The sequence below is a fragment of the Campylobacter sp. BCW_6461 genome (assembly GCF_001762735.1).
GTDB classification, from domain to species: Bacteria; Campylobacterota; Campylobacteria; order Campylobacterales; family Campylobacteraceae; genus Campylobacter_D; species Campylobacter_D jejuni.
The window spans coordinates 75,308-95,306 of record NZ_MJXJ01000025.1 but is presented as its reverse complement, the minus strand read 5'-3'; the positions used below and the strand labels follow the sequence as shown (position 1 = coordinate 95,306).

Here is a 19,999-nt window from a genome sequence, read left to right as displayed (position 1 = left end):
CCTTCCTTAAAAATTTTCAATGTTTTTGTTGCTTTTAATATAAATTCTATTATATTTTCAGTAAATATCTAGCAAATTTATAAAATTTCTCTTAGGGTATTAGCCTGTTTCATCCATTCTCTTAATTCATCGTTTTTGTCTAATTGTATCATTTGTTTACATCTCTCTAATTCTTGTTGAAAAAAATCAATAGAACTTAATAAGTTATCTTTATTTTGTAAAAAAATACTTTCCCACATTTGTGGCGATGATTTGGCAATTCTGCTCATACCTTTAAAAGATCCTCCGGCTAAATGAACTATATTTCTTTTATCTTCTTCCTTCATTACAAAATTTGCCAAAGAAAAACTTATAACATGAGGCAAATGAGAAATAATAGCAGCATGATGATCATGGGCTTTACTATCCATAAAAACAATTTTCATCCCTAAATGAGAAAAAATTTCTACCGCTCTTTTTTGATGTAAATCATCAGCTATTTCACTATCACAAAGAACACAAACTGCATCTTTATAAAGCTCTTTAAAAGCTGCTTTTGGACCTGAATTTTCAGTTCCTGTCATAGGATGAGCAAAAAGAGTTTGTTTGATTAAATTCTTAGGCAAACTTTCTATAATTTTTCTTTTTGTACTTCCAAGCTCTATAATTGTTACATTAGAAGGCAAATCAACTAACTTTTGCAAAATTGCTATAATAGCATCAACAGGAGTTGCGACAAAAATCATATCACATAAAGCTAAATCTTTAAATTCTATAAGCTCATGAATAAGACCTAATTGCAGGGCATCTTTTTCATTTTCTTTGCTTAAATCCATACCATAAACACAAGAAATAAGCTTATTTTCTTTCAAACAAAGCCCTAAAGATCCACCCATAAGCCCAAGCCCTATAATTGCTATTTTCATACTTTCTACCTTAGTTTTTTTGTTAAATTTTTTTTGCTATTATACAGCTTTTAATAAAGCTTTAGGTAAAAAATCAATGAAAAAACATCTTATTAGTATTTGTGCTTTAGTTGCTATGGCCAATGCAGCAACCATTAAAGATATTAAATTTATCGGATTAAATCATTTATCGAACACAAGCGCTATAAATATCGCGGGGCTTAAAATAGGCGAGGAAATAAATCCTGCAAAAATCAACACTGCTATTCTTAATCTTTATAAACAAAATTATTTCGAAAATATTGCAGTAGAAAACAACAATGGAATTTTGGAAATTATAGTTACTGAAAAACCAACTATAGCAAAGGTTAGTATAACAGGTATAGCTTCCAATGATAGAAAACAAGTTGAAAGTATTTTAGGGATTAAAAGAGGTACACTACTTGATGAAGGAAGTATAAAAGAAGCTATTGAACGCATTAAAGCTTATTATGAAGCAAAAAGTTATTTTGATACTATTGTAGAATACAAAAAAAAGACTTTAGAAAATACTGATGGACTAGAGCTTGAATTTATAGTAAATCGTGGTGAAAATATCATTATTGATAATGTTCATTTAAGTGGAGCAAAGAAATTTTCATATTCTGATATAGAACCTGCTGTTGTTAACAAAGAAAAAGAATTTATGGGATGGATGTGGGGACGCAATGATGGAAAATTAAAAGTTTTTGAACTTAGTAACGATAGTTCAAGAATTGCTGATGAATATATGAAAAAAGGATATTTAGATGTTCAAGTATCCTCCCCTTATCTTAAAACCTACACAGATACTTATCAAGCAAATTTGACTTATTTTATCAAAGAAGGAAAGCCTTATAAAATTAAAAGTATAAGCATAGAAAATCCTTTATTTGATGATAAGCAAAATGCACAAACCGTAAAAGATTTAAGATCAAGCGCTGGCAAAACTATCAATATCGAAGACATTAGAAAAGATGTTAAAACCATAGAAACACAAAGTGCTGATTTGGGTTATGCGTTTGTAGAAGTCTATCCTGATATTCAAAAAAATGATCAAACTCAAGAAGCCACCGTTGTATTTAAAGTAATCCCTCACGATAAAGTTTATATAAGAAATGTTATTATTTCAGGAAATTCACGCACCGTAGATCGCGTCATACGCCGAGAATTATATATAACAGAAGGTAATTTATACAATAGAACAGACTTAAGCGAGTCAAAAAATGCTTTAAAAAGAACTTCTTATTTTGACGATGTAAATATCAAAGAAGAAAAAGTTGATAATACACATATTGATTTGATTGTTGATGTTAAAGAAGCTTCTACAGGAGCTATTTCTGGAGGCATTGGCTATGGATCAAGCGATGGTATTTTGCTTAACGCTTCTTTATCGGATACAAATATCTTTGGTTCAGGAATAAAAAGCTCTGTAAGCGTAGATAAAAGCGATGATACTTTATCGGGAAGGATTAGTCTCGTAAATCCACGCGTTCTTGATAGTCAATATAGTCTGGGTGGAACACTTTATTCAAATGACTATGAATGGGATAATTATTCAGAAAAAAATTACGGCTTTGATATAACAGTTGGACGCCAATTTGCAAGATACTATAATGTAAGCTTAACTTATAATCTTGAACAAAGCGATATATATCACTTAAGTCCAACTCTTTTAAGAACAGGATATGAACTTGGCAAAAGTATTAAAAGCTCTATAACTCCAGCAATCACCTTTAACAATACAGATGATTATTATCTGCCACGATCAGGTATTATTGCTTCAACTAGTTTAGAATACGCTGGACTTGGCGGAGATCAAGAATTTATTTCATCAAGCTCTAAATTTAACTTTTATCAAGGTTTGCAAGACTATATAGGATATGATCTTATTTATCGCTATAAAGCGAGTTTTTATAAAGTATGGGATGAAGGTTATTTACCAATTAACCAAAGAATTTATTTAGGTGGTATTAGATCGATACGCGGTTTTGAAAGCAGAACAGTAAGTCCTAAAAATCAATGGGGAGATGAAGTAGGTGGAACTATAGCTTTTGCCAATTCCGTAGAACTTAGTTTTCCTTTGATTGATAGAATCAAACTTCGTGGTAGCGTGTTTTTTGATTATGGTATGATAGGGCGTAAAAATTTAGATGAAATAAAAAGAATGAGTACAGGTATAGGCATTGAATGGATTACACCTATTGGACCTTTACAACTTGTATTTGCCAAACCTCTTAATGATAAAAAAGGTGATGATACTAATAGTTTTGAATTTAATCTTGGAACACGCTTTTAATGAAAGAATTTTTAGATGCTTGCTTGAATGCAAATTTGCAAATACGCAAGTATCTAAACAATATCCCACAAAATGATCTTAAACTTTGCTCTAAATTAGGCTATGATAAAAATCAAGGCTATGAGCTTGACTTAAAATGTGAACAAATTTTCATAAAATATCTTAGTTGTTTTGGACAAATTTTTTCTGAAGAAAGCGGATTGATCGGAAAAGCTAGCCCAAAACAAATGATTCTTGATCCTTTGGATGGAAGTTCAAATTTTGTTTCTAAAATACCATTTTATGGAACTTCTATAGCTCTTATGGAAAAAGATCAGGCAAAAAGCGCTTTTGTTTGCAATCTTGTCAGTCAAGAAATTTTTGCTTTTAATAACAAACAAGCTTTTAAATCCAATCTTTCCGATCCAAAATACTCACCCTTAACACCTAATCTATTTTCTAAAATAGGTATAGTTGAAAAAATTTCACTTTATCCAGAACTTCTCGATTTTTTAACAAAAAATCAATTAAAATTTCGCTCTTTGGGTGCAACAGCCTTAAGTCTTGCTTATGCTTCGTATTTTAGTTTTGTATTAATTCTTGGAAAAACACGAATTTTTGATACAGCAGCTGCTTTAGCAATTCATCAAAATTTATATATAGAAAAAAATGAAAATTTCCTTCTCCTAAGCCAAGACAAAAAAATTTTTGATATAATCTTAGAATTTTTAAAAAATAATTAGGTGAATATATGAATTTTGCAGATATTTTTTCAAAAATAAGAAGACAACAACCTAGCGTTAAAGAAGCGCCAAATCACTGGGTAAAGTGCCAAAGTTGTCATGCTTTGATGTATTATAAAGAAATAGAATCTTGTTTTAATGTTTGTCCTAAATGCAATTATCACATGAGAATTTCAGCTGATGAACGTATTAAACTTTTAAGCGATGAAGGCAGTTTTATTGAGTATGATGCAAATTTAGAAGCTATAGATCCTTTAAAATTTGTTGATAGCAAATCCTATAAAAAACGCCTTAGCGAAGGTGAAAGTAAAACAGGTAGAAAAAGTTCTGTCATCAGTGGAGAATGTGAAATCAATGGTTTAAAAACCCAACTTGTTGTATTTGATTTTTCTTTTATGGGCGGATCTTTAGGTTCTGTTGAAGGAGAAAAAATTGTTAGAGCTATACAAAGAGCTATCACAAGCAAAACTTCTCTTGTCATCGTAAGTGCAAGCGGTGGAGCTAGAATGCAAGAAAGTACTTATTCTTTGATGCAAATGAGCAAAACTAGTGCTGCACTTAAACTTCTTAGCAAAGAAAAACTTCCTTATATTAGCATTTTAACCGATCCTACTATGGGTGGAGTAAGTGCTTCTTTTGCTTGGCTTGGAGATTTAATCATCGCTGAACCTGAAGCTTTAGTAGGTTTTGCTGGTGCAAGAGTTATTAAACAAACTATAGGAGCAGATTTACCTGAAGGTTTTCAAAAAGCAGAGTTCTTGTTAGAACATGGACTTATAGATGCCATAGTTGAAAGAGGAGAACAAAAACAATATCTTAGCGATGTACTAAAATTTTTTAGTGGAAAATAATTTGCAAGTTAATATCTTTTGTATTCAAAAAAGTGATGAATTTAAAACTTGGAGTGAGAAATACTCTAAACTCATCTCCAAATACGCCACTTTAAAAGAAATAAATGTTTTTAATAAAAAAATAGCCTTAGCTCAAAATTTAAATGCCATAGAAGCAAAAAAAAGCTATGAAGAAGCTTTTATGCCTTATAAAAAAGGCTATTGTATCGCTCTTGATGAAAAAGGGAAAGATCTTACAAGTATAGAATTTGCAAAACTCATCCAAGATAAAAATGAATTAAGTTTTTTTATAGGAGGTGCTTATGGTTTAAGAGAAGAATTTAATCAAAGTTTGGATTTTAGACTATCATTAAGCAAACTTACTTTAGCACATCAATTTGTTAAAACCTTACTTTTAGAACAAATTTATCGTGCATTTTGCATCAACAACAATCACCCTTATCACAAATAGAAAGTTTTAAAATGAAAAAAAATGAAATACAAAATTTCAAAAATATTTTAGAAGAAAGAAAAAAAGCTATCTTAGAAAATTTGCAAAGCAATTCAAATGAAATCGAAGCTCTTCACAATAGCGTCCCAAGCGATAGTGTAGATTTTTCTGTCATAGAAACAGGCTCTCAAATTGACTTTGCTATCAGCACCAATCTCAAAGAAGAACTTATAGAAATCGAAGATTCTTTAGATAAAATCAAAAACGGCACTTATGGAATTTGCGAATCTTGCGATGATGAAATCGACTCTCAAAGACTAAAAATCAAACCTCACGCAAGATATTGTATCACTTGCCGTCAAATTGCAGAACAAGGAAAAAAACATGAAAATTAAACTCTTCTTACTTGCAAGTTTTATTTATATAGCACTTATTTTTGCCTTTGCTTGGCATCTAGAACTAGGAAGCTATACTCTAAATATCAGCACTTATACCTTTGAACTACCTATTATGATATGGCTTGTTATTCCTTTATTTATTTATATGATTTTAGCCGTTTTACACATAGCATTTTATGGATTTTTGCGTTATTTAAAATTTAAGCATTTTTTTAAAGATGCAGCTAAATTTGAAGCTTATACTCAAGATTTACTCCTTGAAAAAGATCTTAAAACCACTTTTCAAACAAAAGAATTTAGATCTGTAGCACAACTTTTTAAAACCATAAAAACACATGAAAAAATTCCACACTCAAATAAAATCAATGAAATTTTAGATCTTATTGATGGTTTAAATAAAAACGAATTTTTTAACCTTAGCAAATTTAAACTCGAAAATAACAATGTTTTATATTTGCAAAATGAAAAAAATCATCTCAAAAATGATGCAAATTATGCCTATAACAAACTTAAAAACCTTAATGAAATCAAAGATGAATTTGAAGAAATTGCTTTTAACACTCTTATAGAAAAAGCTAGTTATGAGCAAATTAAAAATGTAAAAATCCCTAAAAAGCCTTCTGAAGTTCTCACACTTATCAAGCGTTTTAAAGAAGGAAATTTAGAACTTAGTGTAGCAGAATATGAAGTTTTACTTTCACACAACATATTAAGCGAAAAAGACTATCTTAATGCAGCAAAACTAAGTACTAAACTTTTAAATCCTGATGCTATTTTAGGAATTTTTAACAAAATTAAAAATGAAAAAAGCGAAGCTTTAAGAGCATATTTATATCTTTTGGCTGAATTTGGACTTTTAGATGAGTTAAGAGAACAAATTCACAATGATGATAAAAAATTTAATGATTTTAAAGCCTTTTTAGCCTTGCGTGAAAAAAATATCAAAATCGATCTAAATCAACTCATACAATGATAGATTTTAGCAAAAAACCCCTGTTTTTAGCCCCTATGGCAGGTTTTTCAGATCTGCCTTTTCGTAATGTAGTAAAAAAATTTGGTGCTGATATTACCATAAGTGAAATGATAAGTTCTAATGCCTTAGTTTATGAAAGTTCTAAAACTTTACATATGCTAGAAAGAGCTGAATTAGAAAATCCCTATATAGTCCAAATTGCAGGTGGAGATAAAGAAGTGCTAAAAAAAGCAGTGCAAATGCTAAATGAAATGGATTTTGTAGATGGGATCGATTTTAATTGCGGTTGCCCTGTAAATAAAGTTGTTAAACAATGTGCTGGCAGTGCTTTGCTAGAAAATTTAGAGCTTTTTAAAAATCTTGTAGGAGTGATTAAAGAAAACAATAAAAAAAGCCTTACAAGTGTGAAATTTCGACTAGGATTTAATGAAAAATATCCTGAAAAAATGGCTAAAATTTGTGAAAGCTTGGGGGTGGATTTTATAAGTATCCACGGACGCACAAGAAAACAGCTTTATAGCGGAAAAGCCGATTATGGATCCATTGCTAGTGCTAAAGCGAGTGTGAAAATTCCTGTGATTGCAAATGGCGATATTAACGCACAAAACGCTAAAGAAGTTTATAAAATCACAAAATGTGATGGACTCATGATAGGGCGTGCAAGCGTAGGAAATCCTTGGATATTTTATGAAATCAAAAGCGGTAAAAGTGTAGATGAAAAACTCAAAAAAGAAATCATACTCACTCATTTTGATGAAATGATAAAACACTACAAAGATCAAGGCGTAAGTATATTTCGCAAGCATTTACACGAGTATTCTAAAGGGCATAAAGACGCTTCAGCCTTTAGAGATACCGTTAATCGTATCGACAATGTCGAAGAAATGCGAAAAAAAATAGAAGAATTTTTTAGTTTAACTTGATTGATTTTTATAATTTAAAAAATCTTAAGCCTTAATATCTATAATTTTTGCTGAAGTGTTTTGAGAAAGAATTTTATTAAATTCCCCTGCATTATCATTGCTAAAATTCATACCAAAAAGAATTTCTAGCTCATCGCTTGTGCCAAATTTAGTTTCTAGTAGTTTTCTTAAAAGCTCATTCATTTTATTATCATCTTTGTAGGTTTCGCTTTTACTTTCTACTTGTATAGGTTTGAAAGCTTTTTTGTCTTCTTCTGAAGTTTCTTGCAGTTTTTTCTGCGATGAATCAATATTGTTAAAATCAACAAAATATTTTTTTTGAAGCTCAAGATATTTTTCTTTAAATTCATCTATACTTTTGCTTGTGTGAAAAATTTTAACATAAGCTTCATCATAACTCACGCCATCAATATGCATCCAACGAGGGTGTTTAGCATTTTCATCCATCCATTGAAATAAATTTTTAACTTCTGATTCTGGTAATTCATTGTTTCTAAGCTTATCTTCTATTGAACCCTCGACTAATTCTATTTTATCGCTGAATTTTTTAGAAATCTTATACAAATCTATCAAATCATTACCTAATTCTTCTCTTTGTTTTTTTGTAAGCTCGGGATTTCCATTTTCAATACTTTCATCTCTTATTTTGGTAAGTGTTTGCAAAGGATTGTTTCCAAAATATCTATTAAAAGAGCTTAGAGGAAATACTATCATCTTTATCACCTTGGAATAAATTTTATTCTAAAGTAAATCGGCAAAAATGATTTTTTTTAATATTTTTACTCATATATTTAAAATATAAAGCGCAAGTCTTCTAGCCCTTGAAAAAAATCTTACTTAATCTTCCAAAGTCCTTACAATCAAACTTTTAGGTAAATTAAAATGCTCTATAAGTTCTTTCTCTTTTTCTCTCATTTCTCCATTATCATTTTCATGATCAAAACCTAACAAATGAAGCATAGCGTGGATAAAAAGCAAGCTTATTTCTTCTTCATAGCTATGCCCTAACTCTTTAGCCTTTTCTTTTGCCAAATCCACATTGATCACAACAGAACCCAAAGGCAAACTCTCATCGATATTTTCAAGTGGAAAAGAAAGTACATCAGTGGTTTTATCTTGTTTTCTTTGCTCTAAGTTAATTTCTTGCATTTCTTTACTATCCACAAAGACAAGCTCCACATCTTTAGGACTTAAAAAACTTGCTATAGATTCTAAAAAATCACATTTTTCATCACTTAATATCATAAACCTTCCTTAATCAAATGATATAAATTTTCTATTTCTTCATCATCAAAAATCGCACAATTTTTACTACTATAAAATTGTTTTAGTTTTTTCTCTTCAAACTCAAATCCTAAAGCACATTGAGAATGCGAAGGTAAAAAAGCCCTTAGCAATGTAATGGAATTTTGAATTTTCTCATCACAGGCAAAACAAAAAAAATCTTTATGCAATCTTCCTTCAAATTCCAAAATTTTTAAATAAGCATCAACAATAACACGCTTTGGATTTTGTTTTTCAAACCTTTTCACACACTCATCAAGTAAATCAAAATAAAAACTATCAAGCTCTTCTACATCTTTTAAGTGCCTATATAAAAGACGGATAAATTCTTGCCAAATAAGCATTTTATCCCTTTGCATAATCCATAAAAATCCCAAATGCAATACATCTTTAAGTCTTGGTAAAAAACTAGGATTTTCTTCTAAAGCAAAGTCGATTTTATAGCCGCTTAAAATACTAGAATGTCTAAGTCCATAAAAACGATAAGCCTTAATAAGCATTTTGGGACTTAAAATATAAACAATCAAATCCTCATCTTTAACTTTTTGAGTATGAAGTATAAAGCCTTGCATTAAACAATTTCAATACCATAAGCCCTAAGTATATCAAAAGCGGATTTTTCTAAATTTTCATCAAAACTTGCACTTAAATTTTGGTGTAAAATTATCCTTGCATTAGGCTTAGCACCAAAAGCTAAAATAATATTACAAAACACACAAATATGAGAAACAAGCCCTGCAAAATGAAGTTCTTCATAATCACTTTTTTGTATGAAATTAGCTAATTCTAAGCTACCAAAAGTATTTTTATAAAAAATTTTATGAGCTTTTTGTAAAAAAGGTTCAAATTCCTTTGGCATTTGCCAACCCAAACTCTCTTTAATGCAATGTTTTACAGGTAAATTTAAACCTTCTTTACTTTGTAGATAATGCTCATCATGCGTATCATAGGTTAAAAGCAAATGCGTGTTATTAAAATCGATTTGATTTAAGGCTTTAAGAATATTTTCTTTGATTTTTAAAGCCTTATCAAAACCTAAACTTCCATCAATAAAATCATTTTGATAATCCACTAAAACAAAAGCTTTTTTCATGCTTTTATGCCTTTTGAAGCCAAAAACTTTCTGTGTGTAAATTTGTAAAAGCAGTTTTTAAGCTTGTAAAAAGCTTAGGATGATCTTTTTCTAAATTTGCTAAAAGCTGTTTAGCTTCTTCTCTAGCGTGTGGAAATTTCACATTTTTTTCGCTGAGTTTCATACCAGGACAAAATTCATTTCCTATCACGCTAAGTTCATTTTGCGTAGCATTATCCCTAAGCTGTCTTTCTCGCACAAAAATCAAAGGGCGTATCACAGTTATACCGCGTTTGCTTTGATAAATAGGCGCTAAGGTTCTTAAAGCTCCATTATGAATAAAATTCATAAAAAAGCTTTCTGCTGCATCATCTAAATGATGAGCTATAGCAAGCTTGTTAAAACCTTTTTCAAGAGCGTAAGTATATAAAGCTCCACGACGCATTCTCGAAAAATAACTACAAAAACTTGAATTTTCTCTTATGGTATCGCCTGAAACTTCATAAATATTTGAATCAAGCACGCTATGTTTAATGCCGTGTTCTTCACAATGTGCATGAAGATGAGAATAATCCTCGCCCATACCATAACTCAAAGTTACCGCTTCAAGTTCAAATTTAAAAGGAGCGTGAGCTTGCATACGATTTAAAAGATGGGCTAAAGCCAAAGAATCTTTCCCGCCACTAAGCCCTAAAAGAACCCTATCTCCATCTTTAATAAGTCCAAATTTAGCATTAGCTTGTGCAACTTGGCGTATGAGTTTTTTGCTAAGATTTATCATAATTTCTCGCACATTTTAAGCACAAAATTGGCTGAAATTTTAGCTGAATTGATCACAAACTCATCAAAATCAAATTCAGCCTTTTCCCCTGCTTTATCACTCATAGCTCTTAAGATAAAACAAGGCACCTTTAAAGCATCACAAACCAAAGCCACACTTGCGCCTTCCATTTCACAAGCATCCGCATTGAAAATTTCTCTAATTTTTGCTTTTTTTGCTTCATCGCAAATAAACTCATCACCCGTTGCAATAATACCTGCACGCAGTTTGATATTTAATTCCTTAGCAACTTCTAAAGCAAGATTGTTTAATTTCTCATCGGTTTTGATAAAAATTTCATTACCTGGAACAAAACCCAAAGGATGTCCAAAAGCAGTAATATCAAGATCGTATTGAGCTAATTTTGTTGCATAAAGCAAATCGCCAATTTCAAGTTCAGGATTAAAAGCACCTGCAACTCCTGTAAAAAGCAAAGCTTGTGCGCCAAATTTTTCTATCATCACACTAGCACTAAGAGTAGAATTTACCTTGCCAATTTTAGAATACGCTAAAACAAGTTCATGGTTTTTATACTTTGCAAAATAATAAGTATTGTTAGCGTGTTCTATTTTCGTATAATCTTTAAGTGTTTCAAGTAAAGGAGTGATTTCTTCACTCATGGCTCCTAAAATTGCTATTTTCATCATACAACCTTTAAAAATTCATCAATATCATTCATATTTGTTAAAGCATAAGTTTCTTTTGAAGTGATTTTTTTATTCAAACCCTTAAGCACACTTGCGCCAAATTCTATGAAATAATCTACTTCATTTTCACATGCCTTAATGCTTTGTTTATAAAGCACAGGAGAGATAAGTTGCGCTTTTAAAAGCTCAATGGCTTCTTCTTTGCTTGTATAAATTTTGGCATTTGCATTAGAAATTACGGCTTTAAAATTTGGTTTTAACACCTTTTCAAGCTCCACACAAAGCTTAGCTGAAGCATTTTCCAAAAGAGGACAATGACTTGCCACGTTCATATTTAAAAGCATAGCTCTTTTAGCTCCTGCTTCTTTAAATACACTTTCATAACTTGCTAAATCAGGTTTTAAACCTGCTACAACGATTTGTCCATCGCAGTTATAATTTGCAGCGAAAATTTGCTTGTTTTCTTTTTGTGCTTTTTGACAAAGCTCTTCAACCTTTTCATCATCAAGCCCCAAAACCACCATCATACCTGCTTCAACTTTTGCACAATCTTCTTGCATGAAAAGCCCTCTTTTATTGACCAAAGAAAGAGCCTCTAAAAAATCAAAAGCACCATTGACAGCTAAGGCTGAAAATTCTCCCAAAGAATGCCCTAAAGCAAATTTCGAACTTAAATCAGGTTTTTTTTCAAGTAAAACACTATAAGCCATTAAGGAATTTAAAACGATGGCGGGTTGAGTAAATTCACTTTGATTGAGTTTTTCGTTTTCTTCAAAAAGCAAATGTTTAAAATCAATCTTACAAAAATCACTTGCGTTTTGAAGGAGTTCTTTGGCTTTTATAGAGTTTTCATAAAAATCTTTTCCCATGCCAAGACTTTGAGAGCCTTGACCTGGAAATATAAACGCAGCATTCATTAATGACAACCGCAACCGCCGCCACCACAGCAACCGCCACCACCATGTCCATGTCCGTGATGATGATCGTGTCCATGTCCGCTTCCACAACCACAACTATGACTTCCTGCGATAATACCTGTAAGAATTTCATCTTCACTCGCAACTCTAGCATCTACGATATTTAAAGAAAAAAGCAAATCACGACCTGCATAAGGATGATTATAGTCAATTGTCACATCATTTTCACCAATTTCTTTTACAGTTACACGAACGGTTTCGCCATTTTCACCTTCGCCAAAAAGCTCCATACCTACTTTTAAATCAATACCTGCAAATTGCTCTTTTGGTAAAGTTTGAACGGCATTTTCATCGTATTCGCCTAAACCTTTTTCTTTTTTAATTACCACATCAGCATTGCTAGGGCAATCAAGCTTCATCACTTCTTCTTCTAAGCTTTCTAAAATCTGACCTTTGCCTAAAATAAAAGAAATAGGTTGAGAATATAAATTTGATTCTAAAACTTCATTTGTATTTGCATCTTTTAACTCATAAAACATTGAAACTACACTATTTTTTTCTATAGCCATTTTATCTCCTTAATTTATTTTCTATTAGGTGAAGCTTTTGCTTCGGGTGAATTTGGATAATTAGTTTTTAAAGCTTTATAAAAACCATTTGCTGTTTTTGTATCACCTGTTTTATCCAATGAAATGGCAGTATGATATAAAAGTTTTGGGAAATAATCTCCTTTTGTACTCAAAGAAGAACTTTTTTTATAATAAACAATAGCATTGTTATAATTTTTTTGTTTATACTCGATCTCCCCTAACCAAAAATTTGCTCTTGCAGGTTTATACTGCTTTGTTATGAGAAAATTTAATTTTGCTTTGGAATCTTCAAAAGCATTTTTATCAACATCTTTTATCGCTAATTCTAAAATTTCATTATTTTTTTTCTTTTTCCAAGATTCATCAATTTGTTTTGCTTTATCATCTTGGGTATTTTGAGTATTATTGTTTTCAATGGTACTATTTGAATCTGTAGTTGAAACAACAACACTAGGTGTAATAGTTTTAACGCTTAAATTTGCATCATTTAATTCGTTTTTAGAAACATAATTTGCATTAATAGCATCTACTAAAGAACTAAGTTCGGCTAAAACTTTTTTTACTTGCTTATTATTAGCTTCTTGAATTTTTCTACTTTCTTCAACATAAGCCTTTAATTTTTGAATTTCACTAGTAAAATTATTTTCAATATTTTGATTATTCTCTTCAACTTGACTTAATCTAGAATTTGATTTAGCATATTGAGAATTTATACCTTCTAAAGTGCTTTGTAAACCCTCGATTCTTTCGTTAATTTCATTAATTCTAGCATTTGTTTGTATATTTTCATTATTTAAATTATCTAACTTTTCTTTAAATAATTTTTCATTTGAAGTTAAACCATAAGAAGAATTGCTTGTTATATCTCCTGCACCAAAAGCTGAGCTTTCTGCATAAAGTAAAGTAGCTCCAAGAAGAGCTACTGTGAATATTTTTTTCATTAATTATCTTGATAATTTAAATTCAGCACGTCTGTTTTGCGCATCGCAAGCTTTAGTTTTTTCAGTACACACAGGATTTGTTTCTCCATAGCTTTTAACAGCAATTCTATCAGCATTTACACCTTTAGCGATTAAAGCTTCTTTTACAGCTTTTGCTCTTTTTAAACCTAGAGCTTGGTTATATTCATCGGTTCCCCACTCATCGCAGTTTCCTTCAACAGTAATACTTACACCGCTTACTTCAGTGTTAAAAATATTAGCATTTGTGCTTACAACATTTTGCATATCAGGACGAATGTTGAATTTATCAAAATCAAAATATACTTTATTTAAAGTATCATTAAGTTGAGAAATTTTTGAATCAATATCCCAACCATCACTTCCACCTGAACCACGATTTGAATCAACACTACTATCACCGCTTACGCTAGTGCTTTTTGTGCTACAACCACTAATAACAACTGCAAGAGCTGCGATTGAAGTAAAAAGAATTTTTTTCATTTATGACCTTTCAAAGTTAATAAATTCTTATTATTATATCTAATTTTTAATTAATTTTAACCTAAAATTGAAATTTTTACCAATCAATTGATTGAATTTTTCCAACCCTAAGAGGAAAATAAAAAGTCTTATTTGCATTTACACGAATAACACCCAAAGCACTTTGCGCACCTAAATATTTGATAAATACTATACTTCCACCATCACTAGAAAATCTTGGAAATAAATTTTTTCCATTTGCTGTAAGTTGACGAATATAATCACTATTAATTGACATCAAATAAATATTAAAAACACCTGCTTGATTTGGTTCACGACTTGAATAAACCAAAAAATCTTTATAAGTCGAAACAGCCGAATTGTTTCTACCATGAAAAACAACTTGTTCAGCACTATTGCTATTTAAATCTTGCATAAAAATATTAGGATATCCTAAACGATCGCTTACAAATACCACTTTACTATCATCTGAGCCAATAAAATTTCCATTAACATCAATACCAGAATAATTAGTTAATTGTGTTAGATTTTTGGTATTTAAGTCATATAAATAAACATCAGGCTGATCTTTTGGAGCCATGGTAACAAGTAGTTTACTTCCATCTACACTCACATCACTTGCTACAACCATACCGCCACTTGATAAAATTTTACTAGCTTTATTGGTATTTAAATCATAACGGTATAAAGTTGGCTTATCATGATCATAAGCTGTATAATAAAATAGAGTTTGTTCTTTATTTCCCCATTTTGGAAATAAATTAAGCCCACCATCAACAATAACTTTTTGATAAGTTAAAGTATAATCAGCCATAATAATTTGACTTTTTTTAGAGCTAGAATTTCTCGCGATCAAAATTTTATGATCCATCCAATCAACAGGTGCAAGTCCTAACGCATTTACAGAAGCTTTGACGCTTTTATGTGCCAAAAATGGATATTGCTCTAAACCATTTAAAGTATAAGTTTGCTCTGACTTATCAGAACCGCCAGCTTTTATTTTTACATTTAAACTCAAAGTGTTACCATTTTTATTTAAAGTGTATTCAAAAGTATAATTACTTGTCTCAGTTGCATTAGCAACAACTTCAAAGTTTGAACTTACTTTCAAATCATTCACAATGATATTATAAAAGCTTTTCTTTAAATTCTCATCACTTAAATTTGAATTATCTTTAACGATAATCTTTGGTAAAACCACACCAGAATTAACAACATCAATAACCGGATCTTCTGCCCAAAGACTTCCTAAAAAGACTAAAAAAATTGCTACAATTTTTTTCATTTTGTTCTCCTAATCATTTTTAACTTTTGCTTCATCTCTTAAATTCATGGTAATGCTTATATTTTTATTTTGCGGAGGATAAGTAATAAATTTACCTTTTTGACTTTCTAAAAATTCAGCCACTTTAGCATCATATAAAGGATTCCCACTTTTTTCAACTGAAGTATAGCCAAATTTTCCATTTTCATCAATAAAAATTTTTACCTTAACAGAAATTTTTTCACTATTTGGATAATACTGAGTCCATCTTTGAGTGATAATACGCACGACTTTCCCTAAAAATTCATCATAAATTCCAATTTTTTGTGCCTTTGTACTTTCACCTTGTGTTGAACTTTCTTCTTGAAGCAAGCTATCATTAAGTTGTTTTACAAGTTCAGAAGCTTGAGGTTTTGGGGCACTAGAAATTCCTGATTTAGCACTTGATTGAATTTTTGTAGTCTTTTCTTCTTGTATTTCTTTAATATTTCCAAAAAGCTCATTAAAATTACTTGCCTTTTGGTCAATATCTTCGGTTTTAACTGTTTTATTTGTAGTCTGAGCAAAAAGCTTTTCTATATCAATTTGCTCTGTTGATTTTTGTATTTCTTTAGGAGTGTTGCTTTGAGTAATAACTTGTTTTGATGGTTCAGCAAGTTCAATATCTACAAAACTATCTTTTATATCGGTATATTGTATAGCGGGTTCAACCTCGCTTACAAGTCTAAAAAAAACAAGAATTACTATACCAACATATATTGCTAAAGCAAGTAAAAACGAATTTAAATTACTCAAACCATAATTTTTCATGATTATTCAGTCTGTAAAGCAACTTTATTAAATCCTAAATTTTTTACACTTCTTAAGACTGAAATAACATCGTCATATTTTAAGCTTTTATCAGCGCGTATAAAAACCGGATCTTCGGTATTAAATTGTGCTTTTCTTTGAGCAAGATTATCAGCAAAACTTATAAAATCGTATTTTTCTTGATTTAAAAAAATTTCTTTTTTTGCATTAATACTAATAATTAAACTCTTAACAGTTGGAGCGCTAGTATTTTTTTGACTACCTTGTGGAAGATTAATTTTTTCTTCATAAGTAATGCTTGGAGCTGTTACCATTAAAATCGCAAGCAATACAAGCATAATATCTACTAAAGGTGTGATATTAAGTTCAGGTTTTTCATCATCAAATGGCATTTTTAACCTTATTTACTCGAACTTATAACTTTAATCTCGCTATCAATAATGCTTAAAAGTTCAAAAGCTTTTCTTTTAATGATGAGATGAAATGTATAAGCAGGAATTGCTACTAAAATACCACAACCTGTAGCAACTAAAGCCTCACTGATTTTAGGAGCTATGAGACTTAAAGAATTTTGAGTTTCAAGTCCACCAAAAGTTTCAAGTATAGAAATAACTGTCCCAAAAAGACCTATAAAAGGTGAAGTTGAAGCAATAATACTAAGCCAAGTAAGTCCAGCAGAAGCGCGGCGACTTGCTAAATTTTTATAGATTTCTAAATGATTTGAAGTTGTATCATTACATTTTCTTAAAATCGAATCAGTACGACTTAAATCCTTCTCACCCAAGAGCAAAGTTTCTAAACTTTCTTTCTCCTTGTTTCTCCATGTAGCCAAATAAGTCAATCTAGCAAACAAAATACTAAATGCTAAAATAAAATATAAAGAAAGCCATAATAAAACTATATAAGTAATAATACTTGAACTATTGAAAAAATGAAATATAGCTTCAAAATTCATTAATGCATCCTTGCATTATCAAGTTTTGAAAAAGTTGCTGCTAAAGCTGCATTATCAGAACTCATAGATTTAATCAAATCTTTTGCTTGAGCAAGATTTTTTTCAATCTCACTTTCATCACTTCCACAAACCCAAACCGCACCCTTTGCTAACACGCAAATCTTATCTTCATCTACCTTTGCATGTCCAGCATCAATAGCAATTAATTCATGGTTTAAATCAGCTTTTTCAATATCAATTACTCCAGATTTTAAAGAAGAAACCAAAGCAGCATGTCCTTTAAGCACGCCAAATTCTCCTTCACTACCCGGTAAAGTAACAGATTTTACTTCTCCTTGATAGATTACACCCAAAGGCGTAACTATCTCGAAATTAATCAAATCGTTCATAAATTAACCTTTTAATTTATCCGCTTTTGCAATAGCTTCATCTATATTTCCAACCATATAGAAAGCATTTTCTGGTAAATGATCATATTTACCTTCTAAAATTCCCTTAAATCCTGCTATTGTATCTTCAAGGCTTATATATTTTCCTGGGCTACCTGTGAAAACTTCTGCAACGAAAAATGGTTGTGATAAGAATTTTTCAATCTTTCTTGCTCTTTCAACTACAAGTTTATCCTCTTCGCTAAGCTCATCCATACCTAAAATGGCGATGATATCTTGTAAATCTTTGTATTTTTGAAGCACTGATTGAACACCACGAGCAACTTTATAATGTTCTTCTCCAATGATATTTGGATCAAGCATTCTTGAAGTTGAGTCAAGTGGGTCAACTGCAGGATAAATACCCTTTTCAGCAATAGCTCTATTTAAAACCGTTGTAGCATCTAAGTGAGCAAAAACAGTTGCTGGAGCTGGGTCTGTTAAGTCATCAGCTGGAACGTAAACAGCTTGAACTGAAGTGATTGAGCCTTTTTTAGTTGAAGTAATTCTTTCTTGGAATTTACCCATTTCACTTGCTAAGGTTGGTTGATAACCCACAGCTGATGGAATTCTTCCTAAAAGTGCTGACATTTCAGAACCTGATTGTGAAAATCTAAAGATATTATCAATAAACATAAGCACATCAAGACCCATTTCATCTCTAAAATACTCAGCCATTGTTAAACCTGTTAAAGCAATACGATTTCTTGCCCCTGGTGGTTCATTCATTTGTCCATAACATAGAGCAACTTTGTCTAAAACATTACTTTCTTTCATTTCATTATAAAGGTCATTTCCTTCACGAGTTCTCTCACCCACACCTGCAAATACAGAATAGCCGCTATGCTTAAATGCAACATTGTGAATAAGCTCCATAATAATAACAGTTTTACCAACACCTGCACCACCAAAAAGACCTACTTTACCACCTTTTGCATAAGGAGCAAGTAAATCTACAACTTTAATCCCTGTTTCAAAAATCTCACTTTTTGTGCTTTGATCTTCAAAAGCTGGTGGATCTCTATGAATTGCCCATTTTTTATCAAAAGAAATTTCTTCACCTTCATCGATCAAATCTCCAGTAACATTGAAAATTCTTCCTAAAACTTTCTCACCAACAGGAACACTAATAGGAGCACCTAAAGCCTCAGCTTTTAAGCCCCTTACCAAACCATCTGTCATATCCATAGCAATAGTTCTAACTCTATTATCTCCTAAATGAGCTGCTACTTCTAAAACAAGTTTATGTTTTTTTCCTTCGCTTTCAAAATTTACAACAATTGCTTCATTAATTTGAGGTAAATAGTCGTTAAAATCTACATCAACAACCGGACCTAATACCTGTGAAATAAATCCTTGCATTATTTATCTTCTCCTTAAAATTTTACTATTTCATTGATTCAACACCACTGATAATCTCTATAAGCTCAGTAGTAATGGATTCTTGTCTTGCTTTGTTATAAGCTAAATTTAGTTGTTTCACTCTTGCCTTTGCGTTATTAGTTGCATTATCCATAGCTTGCATTCTTGCGCTATGCTCTGCCGCCAAAGAATCGATTAACGCATAATACATATTATACTCAAAATACGTTTTCATTAAATCTTCTAAAAGCTCAGTTCCTTCCGGTTCAAGCTCTAAAAGAGAATTATGAGTCTGTTCAATACTCTTTGGCTCAACTGGAATAAGATGATTAATTTTAAGTTCTTGGGTAATCATATTTTTATAACCATTATGAACTAAAATCACTTCATCTGTATTTCCATTTAAAAAATCATCTACAGCAGCATGAATTACTTCACATGCTTTCTCATAATCAGGACTAGAACTAAGATGGAAATATTTCTCTAACAATTCTATTTTTTGAAAATTAAAATATTCAATCCCAGTTTTACCTATAGCTCTAAGACGAATATTAATATTTTTTGCTTCATATTCTTTTAGCATTTCACTTACTGTTTTTAAAGTCTTAATATTAAAACCACCGCATAAGCCTTTATCTGCAGTAATAAATATTAAATCTACGGTTTTAATTTGTTCTTTTTTATGAAACAAAGATAAACGCACATCATCTTCATTGTGAACAATTTTATTGATCTGAAATGAAATTTCACTCAAAATTTCATCGATTTTTTGTGCATAAATTTTTGATCTTTTAGCTGCTTCTTCTGCTTTTTTTAACTTAGCAGTAGAAACTAGCTTCATAGCATTTGTAGTCTTTTGAGTGTTATGAACACTTTTAATTTTTCTTTTAATTTCTTTTAAATTAGACAT

The 19,999-nt window shown here is 30.8% G+C and carries 25 protein-coding genes; 7 read left to right on the top strand and 18 right to left on the bottom strand.

The genetic code is table 11. From position 1 onward, the window contains the following. Window positions 1-77 precede the first annotated feature (77 nt). A complete protein-coding gene (locus AJ882_RS08265; protein ID WP_002860599.1) occupies window positions 78-905 on the bottom strand; it encodes a prephenate dehydrogenase in 828 nt (275 codons plus the stop codon). Between the two features lie 76 nt (window positions 906-981). Here AJ882_RS08265 and bamA point away from each other — a divergent pair, with 76 nt between their 5' ends. Genes bamA through AJ882_RS08230 form a run of 7 tightly spaced genes read left to right on the top strand, consistent with a single transcriptional unit; the run spans window position 982 to window position 7,498 of the window. After that, window positions 982-3,201 carry an outer membrane protein assembly factor BamA gene (gene bamA / locus AJ882_RS08260; protein WP_002869859.1) on the top strand — a complete coding sequence of 740 codons (2,220 nt, stop codon included), beginning with the start codon at window positions 982-984 and terminating at the stop codon, window positions 3,199-3,201. Beyond that, window positions 3,201-3,923, top strand: a complete 723-nt coding sequence (locus AJ882_RS08255; protein WP_002851687.1) for an inositol monophosphatase family protein — start codon at window positions 3,201-3,203, stop codon at window positions 3,921-3,923. Before bamA ends, AJ882_RS08255 begins: the two co-directional genes overlap by 1 nt. A gap of 8 nt (window positions 3,924-3,931) precedes the next feature. Next, window positions 3,932-4,774: an acetyl-CoA carboxylase, carboxyltransferase subunit beta gene (accD, locus tag AJ882_RS08250; RefSeq protein ID WP_002851791.1), complete on the top strand. Its 843-nt coding sequence runs from the start codon at window positions 3,932-3,934 to the stop codon at window positions 4,772-4,774. A 1-nt stretch (window position 4,775) separates the two neighbouring features. Beyond that, the gene (locus tag AJ882_RS08245; RefSeq protein ID WP_002857335.1) at window positions 4,776-5,225 is read left to right on the top strand and encodes a 23S rRNA (pseudouridine(1915)-N(3))-methyltransferase RlmH; all 450 of its coding nucleotides are present in this window, start codon (window positions 4,776-4,778) and stop codon (window positions 5,223-5,225) included. Window positions 5,226-5,236: 11 nt separating this feature from the next. Beyond that, window positions 5,237-5,599 carry a molecular chaperone DnaK suppressor DksA gene (gene dksA, locus AJ882_RS08240; RefSeq protein WP_002872253.1) on the top strand — a complete coding sequence of 121 codons (363 nt, stop codon included), beginning with the start codon at window positions 5,237-5,239 and terminating at the stop codon, window positions 5,597-5,599. Continuing rightward, the gene (locus AJ882_RS08235; protein WP_002851806.1) at window positions 5,589-6,575 is read left to right on the top strand and encodes a hypothetical protein; all 987 of its coding nucleotides are present in this window, start codon (window positions 5,589-5,591) and stop codon (window positions 6,573-6,575) included. The genes dksA and AJ882_RS08235 overlap by 11 nt, the downstream gene beginning before the upstream one ends. Next, on the top strand, window positions 6,572-7,498 hold the full coding sequence (locus tag AJ882_RS08230; RefSeq protein WP_002823485.1) for a tRNA dihydrouridine synthase: 927 nt from the start codon (window positions 6,572-6,574) through the stop codon (window positions 7,496-7,498). Before AJ882_RS08235 ends, AJ882_RS08230 begins: the two co-directional genes overlap by 4 nt. Window positions 7,499-7,522: 24 nt before the next feature. Here AJ882_RS08230 and AJ882_RS08225 read toward each other — a convergent pair whose 3' ends face one another. The 17 genes from AJ882_RS08225 to atpG form a co-directional block, all read right to left on the bottom strand. Next, a complete protein-coding gene (locus tag AJ882_RS08225; RefSeq protein WP_002851870.1) occupies window positions 7,523-8,212 on the bottom strand; it encodes a hypothetical protein in 690 nt (229 codons plus the stop codon). A gap of 123 nt (window positions 8,213-8,335) precedes the next feature. Further along, entirely contained in the window at window positions 8,336-8,743 is a 408-nt protein-coding gene (ybeY, locus tag AJ882_RS08220; RefSeq protein ID WP_002851664.1) for an rRNA maturation RNase YbeY, read from the bottom strand. Continuing rightward, window positions 8,740-9,354, bottom strand: coding sequence for a recombination protein RecO (gene recO / locus AJ882_RS08215; RefSeq protein ID WP_002851895.1), 615 nt, complete (start codon window positions 9,352-9,354; stop codon window positions 8,740-8,742). Before recO ends, ybeY begins: the two co-directional genes overlap by 4 nt. Then, window positions 9,354-9,875, bottom strand: coding sequence for an isochorismatase family cysteine hydrolase (locus AJ882_RS08210; protein ID WP_002785057.1), 522 nt, complete (start codon window positions 9,873-9,875; stop codon window positions 9,354-9,356). Before AJ882_RS08210 ends, recO begins: the two co-directional genes overlap by 1 nt. A gap of 4 nt (window positions 9,876-9,879) precedes the next feature. Further along, window positions 9,880-10,635 (bottom strand): tRNA 2-thiocytidine(32) synthetase TtcA, encoded by a 756-nt coding sequence (locus tag AJ882_RS08205; protein ID WP_002857529.1) that lies wholly within the window; start codon window positions 10,633-10,635, stop codon window positions 9,880-9,882. Further along, a complete protein-coding gene (gene pfs, locus AJ882_RS08200) occupies window positions 10,632-11,321 on the bottom strand; it encodes an aminodeoxyfutalosine nucleosidase (protein ID WP_002859787.1) in 690 nt (229 codons plus the stop codon). The genes AJ882_RS08205 and pfs overlap by 4 nt, the downstream gene beginning before the upstream one ends. Then, a complete protein-coding gene (locus tag AJ882_RS08195; protein WP_229251105.1) occupies window positions 11,318-12,190 on the bottom strand; it encodes an ACP S-malonyltransferase in 873 nt (290 codons plus the stop codon). Before AJ882_RS08195 ends, pfs begins: the two co-directional genes overlap by 4 nt. A gap of 47 nt (window positions 12,191-12,237) precedes the next feature. Then, entirely contained in the window at window positions 12,238-12,807 is a 570-nt protein-coding gene (locus AJ882_RS08190; RefSeq protein ID WP_011049593.1) for a peptidylprolyl isomerase, read from the bottom strand. Between the two features lie 14 nt (window positions 12,808-12,821). Beyond that, a complete protein-coding gene (locus AJ882_RS08185; protein ID WP_002851738.1) occupies window positions 12,822-13,769 on the bottom strand; it encodes a tetratricopeptide repeat protein in 948 nt (315 codons plus the stop codon). Window positions 13,770-13,772: 3 nt separating this feature from the next. Beyond that, entirely contained in the window at window positions 13,773-14,270 is a 498-nt protein-coding gene (gene pal, locus AJ882_RS08180; RefSeq protein WP_002851617.1) for a peptidoglycan-associated lipoprotein Pal, read from the bottom strand. 76 nt (window positions 14,271-14,346) lie between these two features. Next, entirely contained in the window at window positions 14,347-15,555 is a 1,209-nt protein-coding gene (tolB, locus tag AJ882_RS08175) for a Tol-Pal system protein TolB (RefSeq protein WP_002860589.1), read from the bottom strand. Window positions 15,556-15,564: 9 nt separating this feature from the next. Next, window positions 15,565-16,344 carry a TonB C-terminal domain-containing protein gene (locus AJ882_RS08170; protein ID WP_002867816.1) on the bottom strand — a complete coding sequence of 260 codons (780 nt, stop codon included), beginning with the start codon at window positions 16,342-16,344 and terminating at the stop codon, window positions 15,565-15,567. Window positions 16,345-16,346: 2 nt separating this feature from the next. Beyond that, window positions 16,347-16,736 (bottom strand): ExbD/TolR family protein, encoded by a 390-nt coding sequence (locus AJ882_RS08165; protein WP_002866730.1) that lies wholly within the window; start codon window positions 16,734-16,736, stop codon window positions 16,347-16,349. 8 nt (window positions 16,737-16,744) lie between these two features. Then, complete coding sequence (locus AJ882_RS08160; RefSeq protein WP_002867817.1) at window positions 16,745-17,299, bottom strand: MotA/TolQ/ExbB proton channel family protein; 555 nt, start codon at window positions 17,297-17,299, stop codon at window positions 16,745-16,747. Further along, window positions 17,299-17,688 (bottom strand): ATP synthase F1 subunit epsilon, encoded by a 390-nt coding sequence (atpC, locus tag AJ882_RS08155; protein ID WP_002851752.1) that lies wholly within the window; start codon window positions 17,686-17,688, stop codon window positions 17,299-17,301. Before atpC ends, AJ882_RS08160 begins: the two co-directional genes overlap by 1 nt. A gap of 3 nt (window positions 17,689-17,691) precedes the next feature. Next, window positions 17,692-19,089, bottom strand: coding sequence for a F0F1 ATP synthase subunit beta (gene atpD / locus AJ882_RS08150; protein WP_002852005.1), 1,398 nt, complete (start codon window positions 19,087-19,089; stop codon window positions 17,692-17,694). Between the two features lie 25 nt (window positions 19,090-19,114). Beyond that, window positions 19,115-19,999 carry an ATP synthase F1 subunit gamma gene (gene atpG / locus AJ882_RS08145; protein ID WP_002860587.1) on the bottom strand — a complete coding sequence of 295 codons (885 nt, stop codon included), beginning with the start codon at window positions 19,997-19,999 and terminating at the stop codon, window positions 19,115-19,117.

Bases quoted from the DNA above. Each gene is read 5' to 3' on its own strand.
- AJ882_RS08265 (WP_002860599.1), bottom strand. From the start codon at position 905: ATGAAAATAGCAATTATAGGGCTTGGGCTTATGGGTGGATCTTTAGGG.
- bamA (WP_002869859.1), top strand. From the start codon at position 982: ATGAAAAAACATCTTATTAGTATTTGTGCTTTAGTTGCTATGGCCAAT.
- AJ882_RS08255 (WP_002851687.1), top strand. From the start codon at position 3,201: ATGAAAGAATTTTTAGATGCTTGCTTGAATGCAAATTTGCAAATACGC.
- accD (WP_002851791.1), top strand. From the start codon at position 3,932: ATGAATTTTGCAGATATTTTTTCAAAAATAAGAAGACAACAACCTAGC.
- dksA (WP_002872253.1), top strand. From the start codon at position 5,237: ATGAAAAAAAATGAAATACAAAATTTCAAAAATATTTTAGAAGAAAGA.
- AJ882_RS08235 (WP_002851806.1), top strand. From the start codon at position 5,589: ATGAAAATTAAACTCTTCTTACTTGCAAGTTTTATTTATATAGCACTT.
- AJ882_RS08230 (WP_002823485.1), top strand. From the start codon at position 6,572: ATGATAGATTTTAGCAAAAAACCCCTGTTTTTAGCCCCTATGGCAGGT.
- AJ882_RS08225 (WP_002851870.1), bottom strand. From the start codon at position 8,212: ATGATAGTATTTCCTCTAAGCTCTTTTAATAGATATTTTGGAAACAAT.
- ybeY (WP_002851664.1), bottom strand. From the start codon at position 8,743: ATGATATTAAGTGATGAAAAATGTGATTTTTTAGAATCTATAGCAAGT.
- recO (WP_002851895.1), bottom strand. From the start codon at position 9,354: ATGCAAGGCTTTATACTTCATACTCAAAAAGTTAAAGATGAGGATTTG.
- AJ882_RS08210 (WP_002785057.1), bottom strand. From the start codon at position 9,875: ATGAAAAAAGCTTTTGTTTTAGTGGATTATCAAAATGATTTTATTGAT.
- AJ882_RS08205 (WP_002857529.1), bottom strand. From the start codon at position 10,635: ATGATAAATCTTAGCAAAAAACTCATACGCCAAGTTGCACAAGCTAAT.
- pfs (WP_002859787.1), bottom strand. From the start codon at position 11,321: ATGATGAAAATAGCAATTTTAGGAGCCATGAGTGAAGAAATCACTCCT.
- AJ882_RS08195 (WP_229251105.1), bottom strand. From the start codon at position 12,190: ATGGGAAAAGATTTTTATGAAAACTCTATAAAAGCCAAAGAACTCCTT.
- AJ882_RS08190 (WP_011049593.1), bottom strand. From the start codon at position 12,807: ATGGCTATAGAAAAAAATAGTGTAGTTTCAATGTTTTATGAGTTAAAA.
- AJ882_RS08185 (WP_002851738.1), bottom strand. From the start codon at position 13,769: ATGAAAAAAATATTCACAGTAGCTCTTCTTGGAGCTACTTTACTTTAT.
- pal (WP_002851617.1), bottom strand. From the start codon at position 14,270: ATGAAAAAAATTCTTTTTACTTCAATCGCAGCTCTTGCAGTTGTTATT.
- tolB (WP_002860589.1), bottom strand. From the start codon at position 15,555: ATGAAAAAAATTGTAGCAATTTTTTTAGTCTTTTTAGGAAGTCTTTGG.
- AJ882_RS08170 (WP_002867816.1), bottom strand. From the start codon at position 16,344: ATGAAAAATTATGGTTTGAGTAATTTAAATTCGTTTTTACTTGCTTTA.
- AJ882_RS08165 (WP_002866730.1), bottom strand. From the start codon at position 16,736: ATGCCATTTGATGATGAAAAACCTGAACTTAATATCACACCTTTAGTA.
- AJ882_RS08160 (WP_002867817.1), bottom strand. From the start codon at position 17,299: ATGAATTTTGAAGCTATATTTCATTTTTTCAATAGTTCAAGTATTATT.
- atpC (WP_002851752.1), bottom strand. From the start codon at position 17,688: ATGAACGATTTGATTAATTTCGAGATAGTTACGCCTTTGGGTGTAATC.
- atpD (WP_002852005.1), bottom strand. From the start codon at position 19,089: ATGCAAGGATTTATTTCACAGGTATTAGGTCCGGTTGTTGATGTAGAT.
- atpG (WP_002860587.1), bottom strand. From the start codon at position 19,999: ATGTCTAATTTAAAAGAAATTAAAAGAAAAATTAAAAGTGTTCATAAC.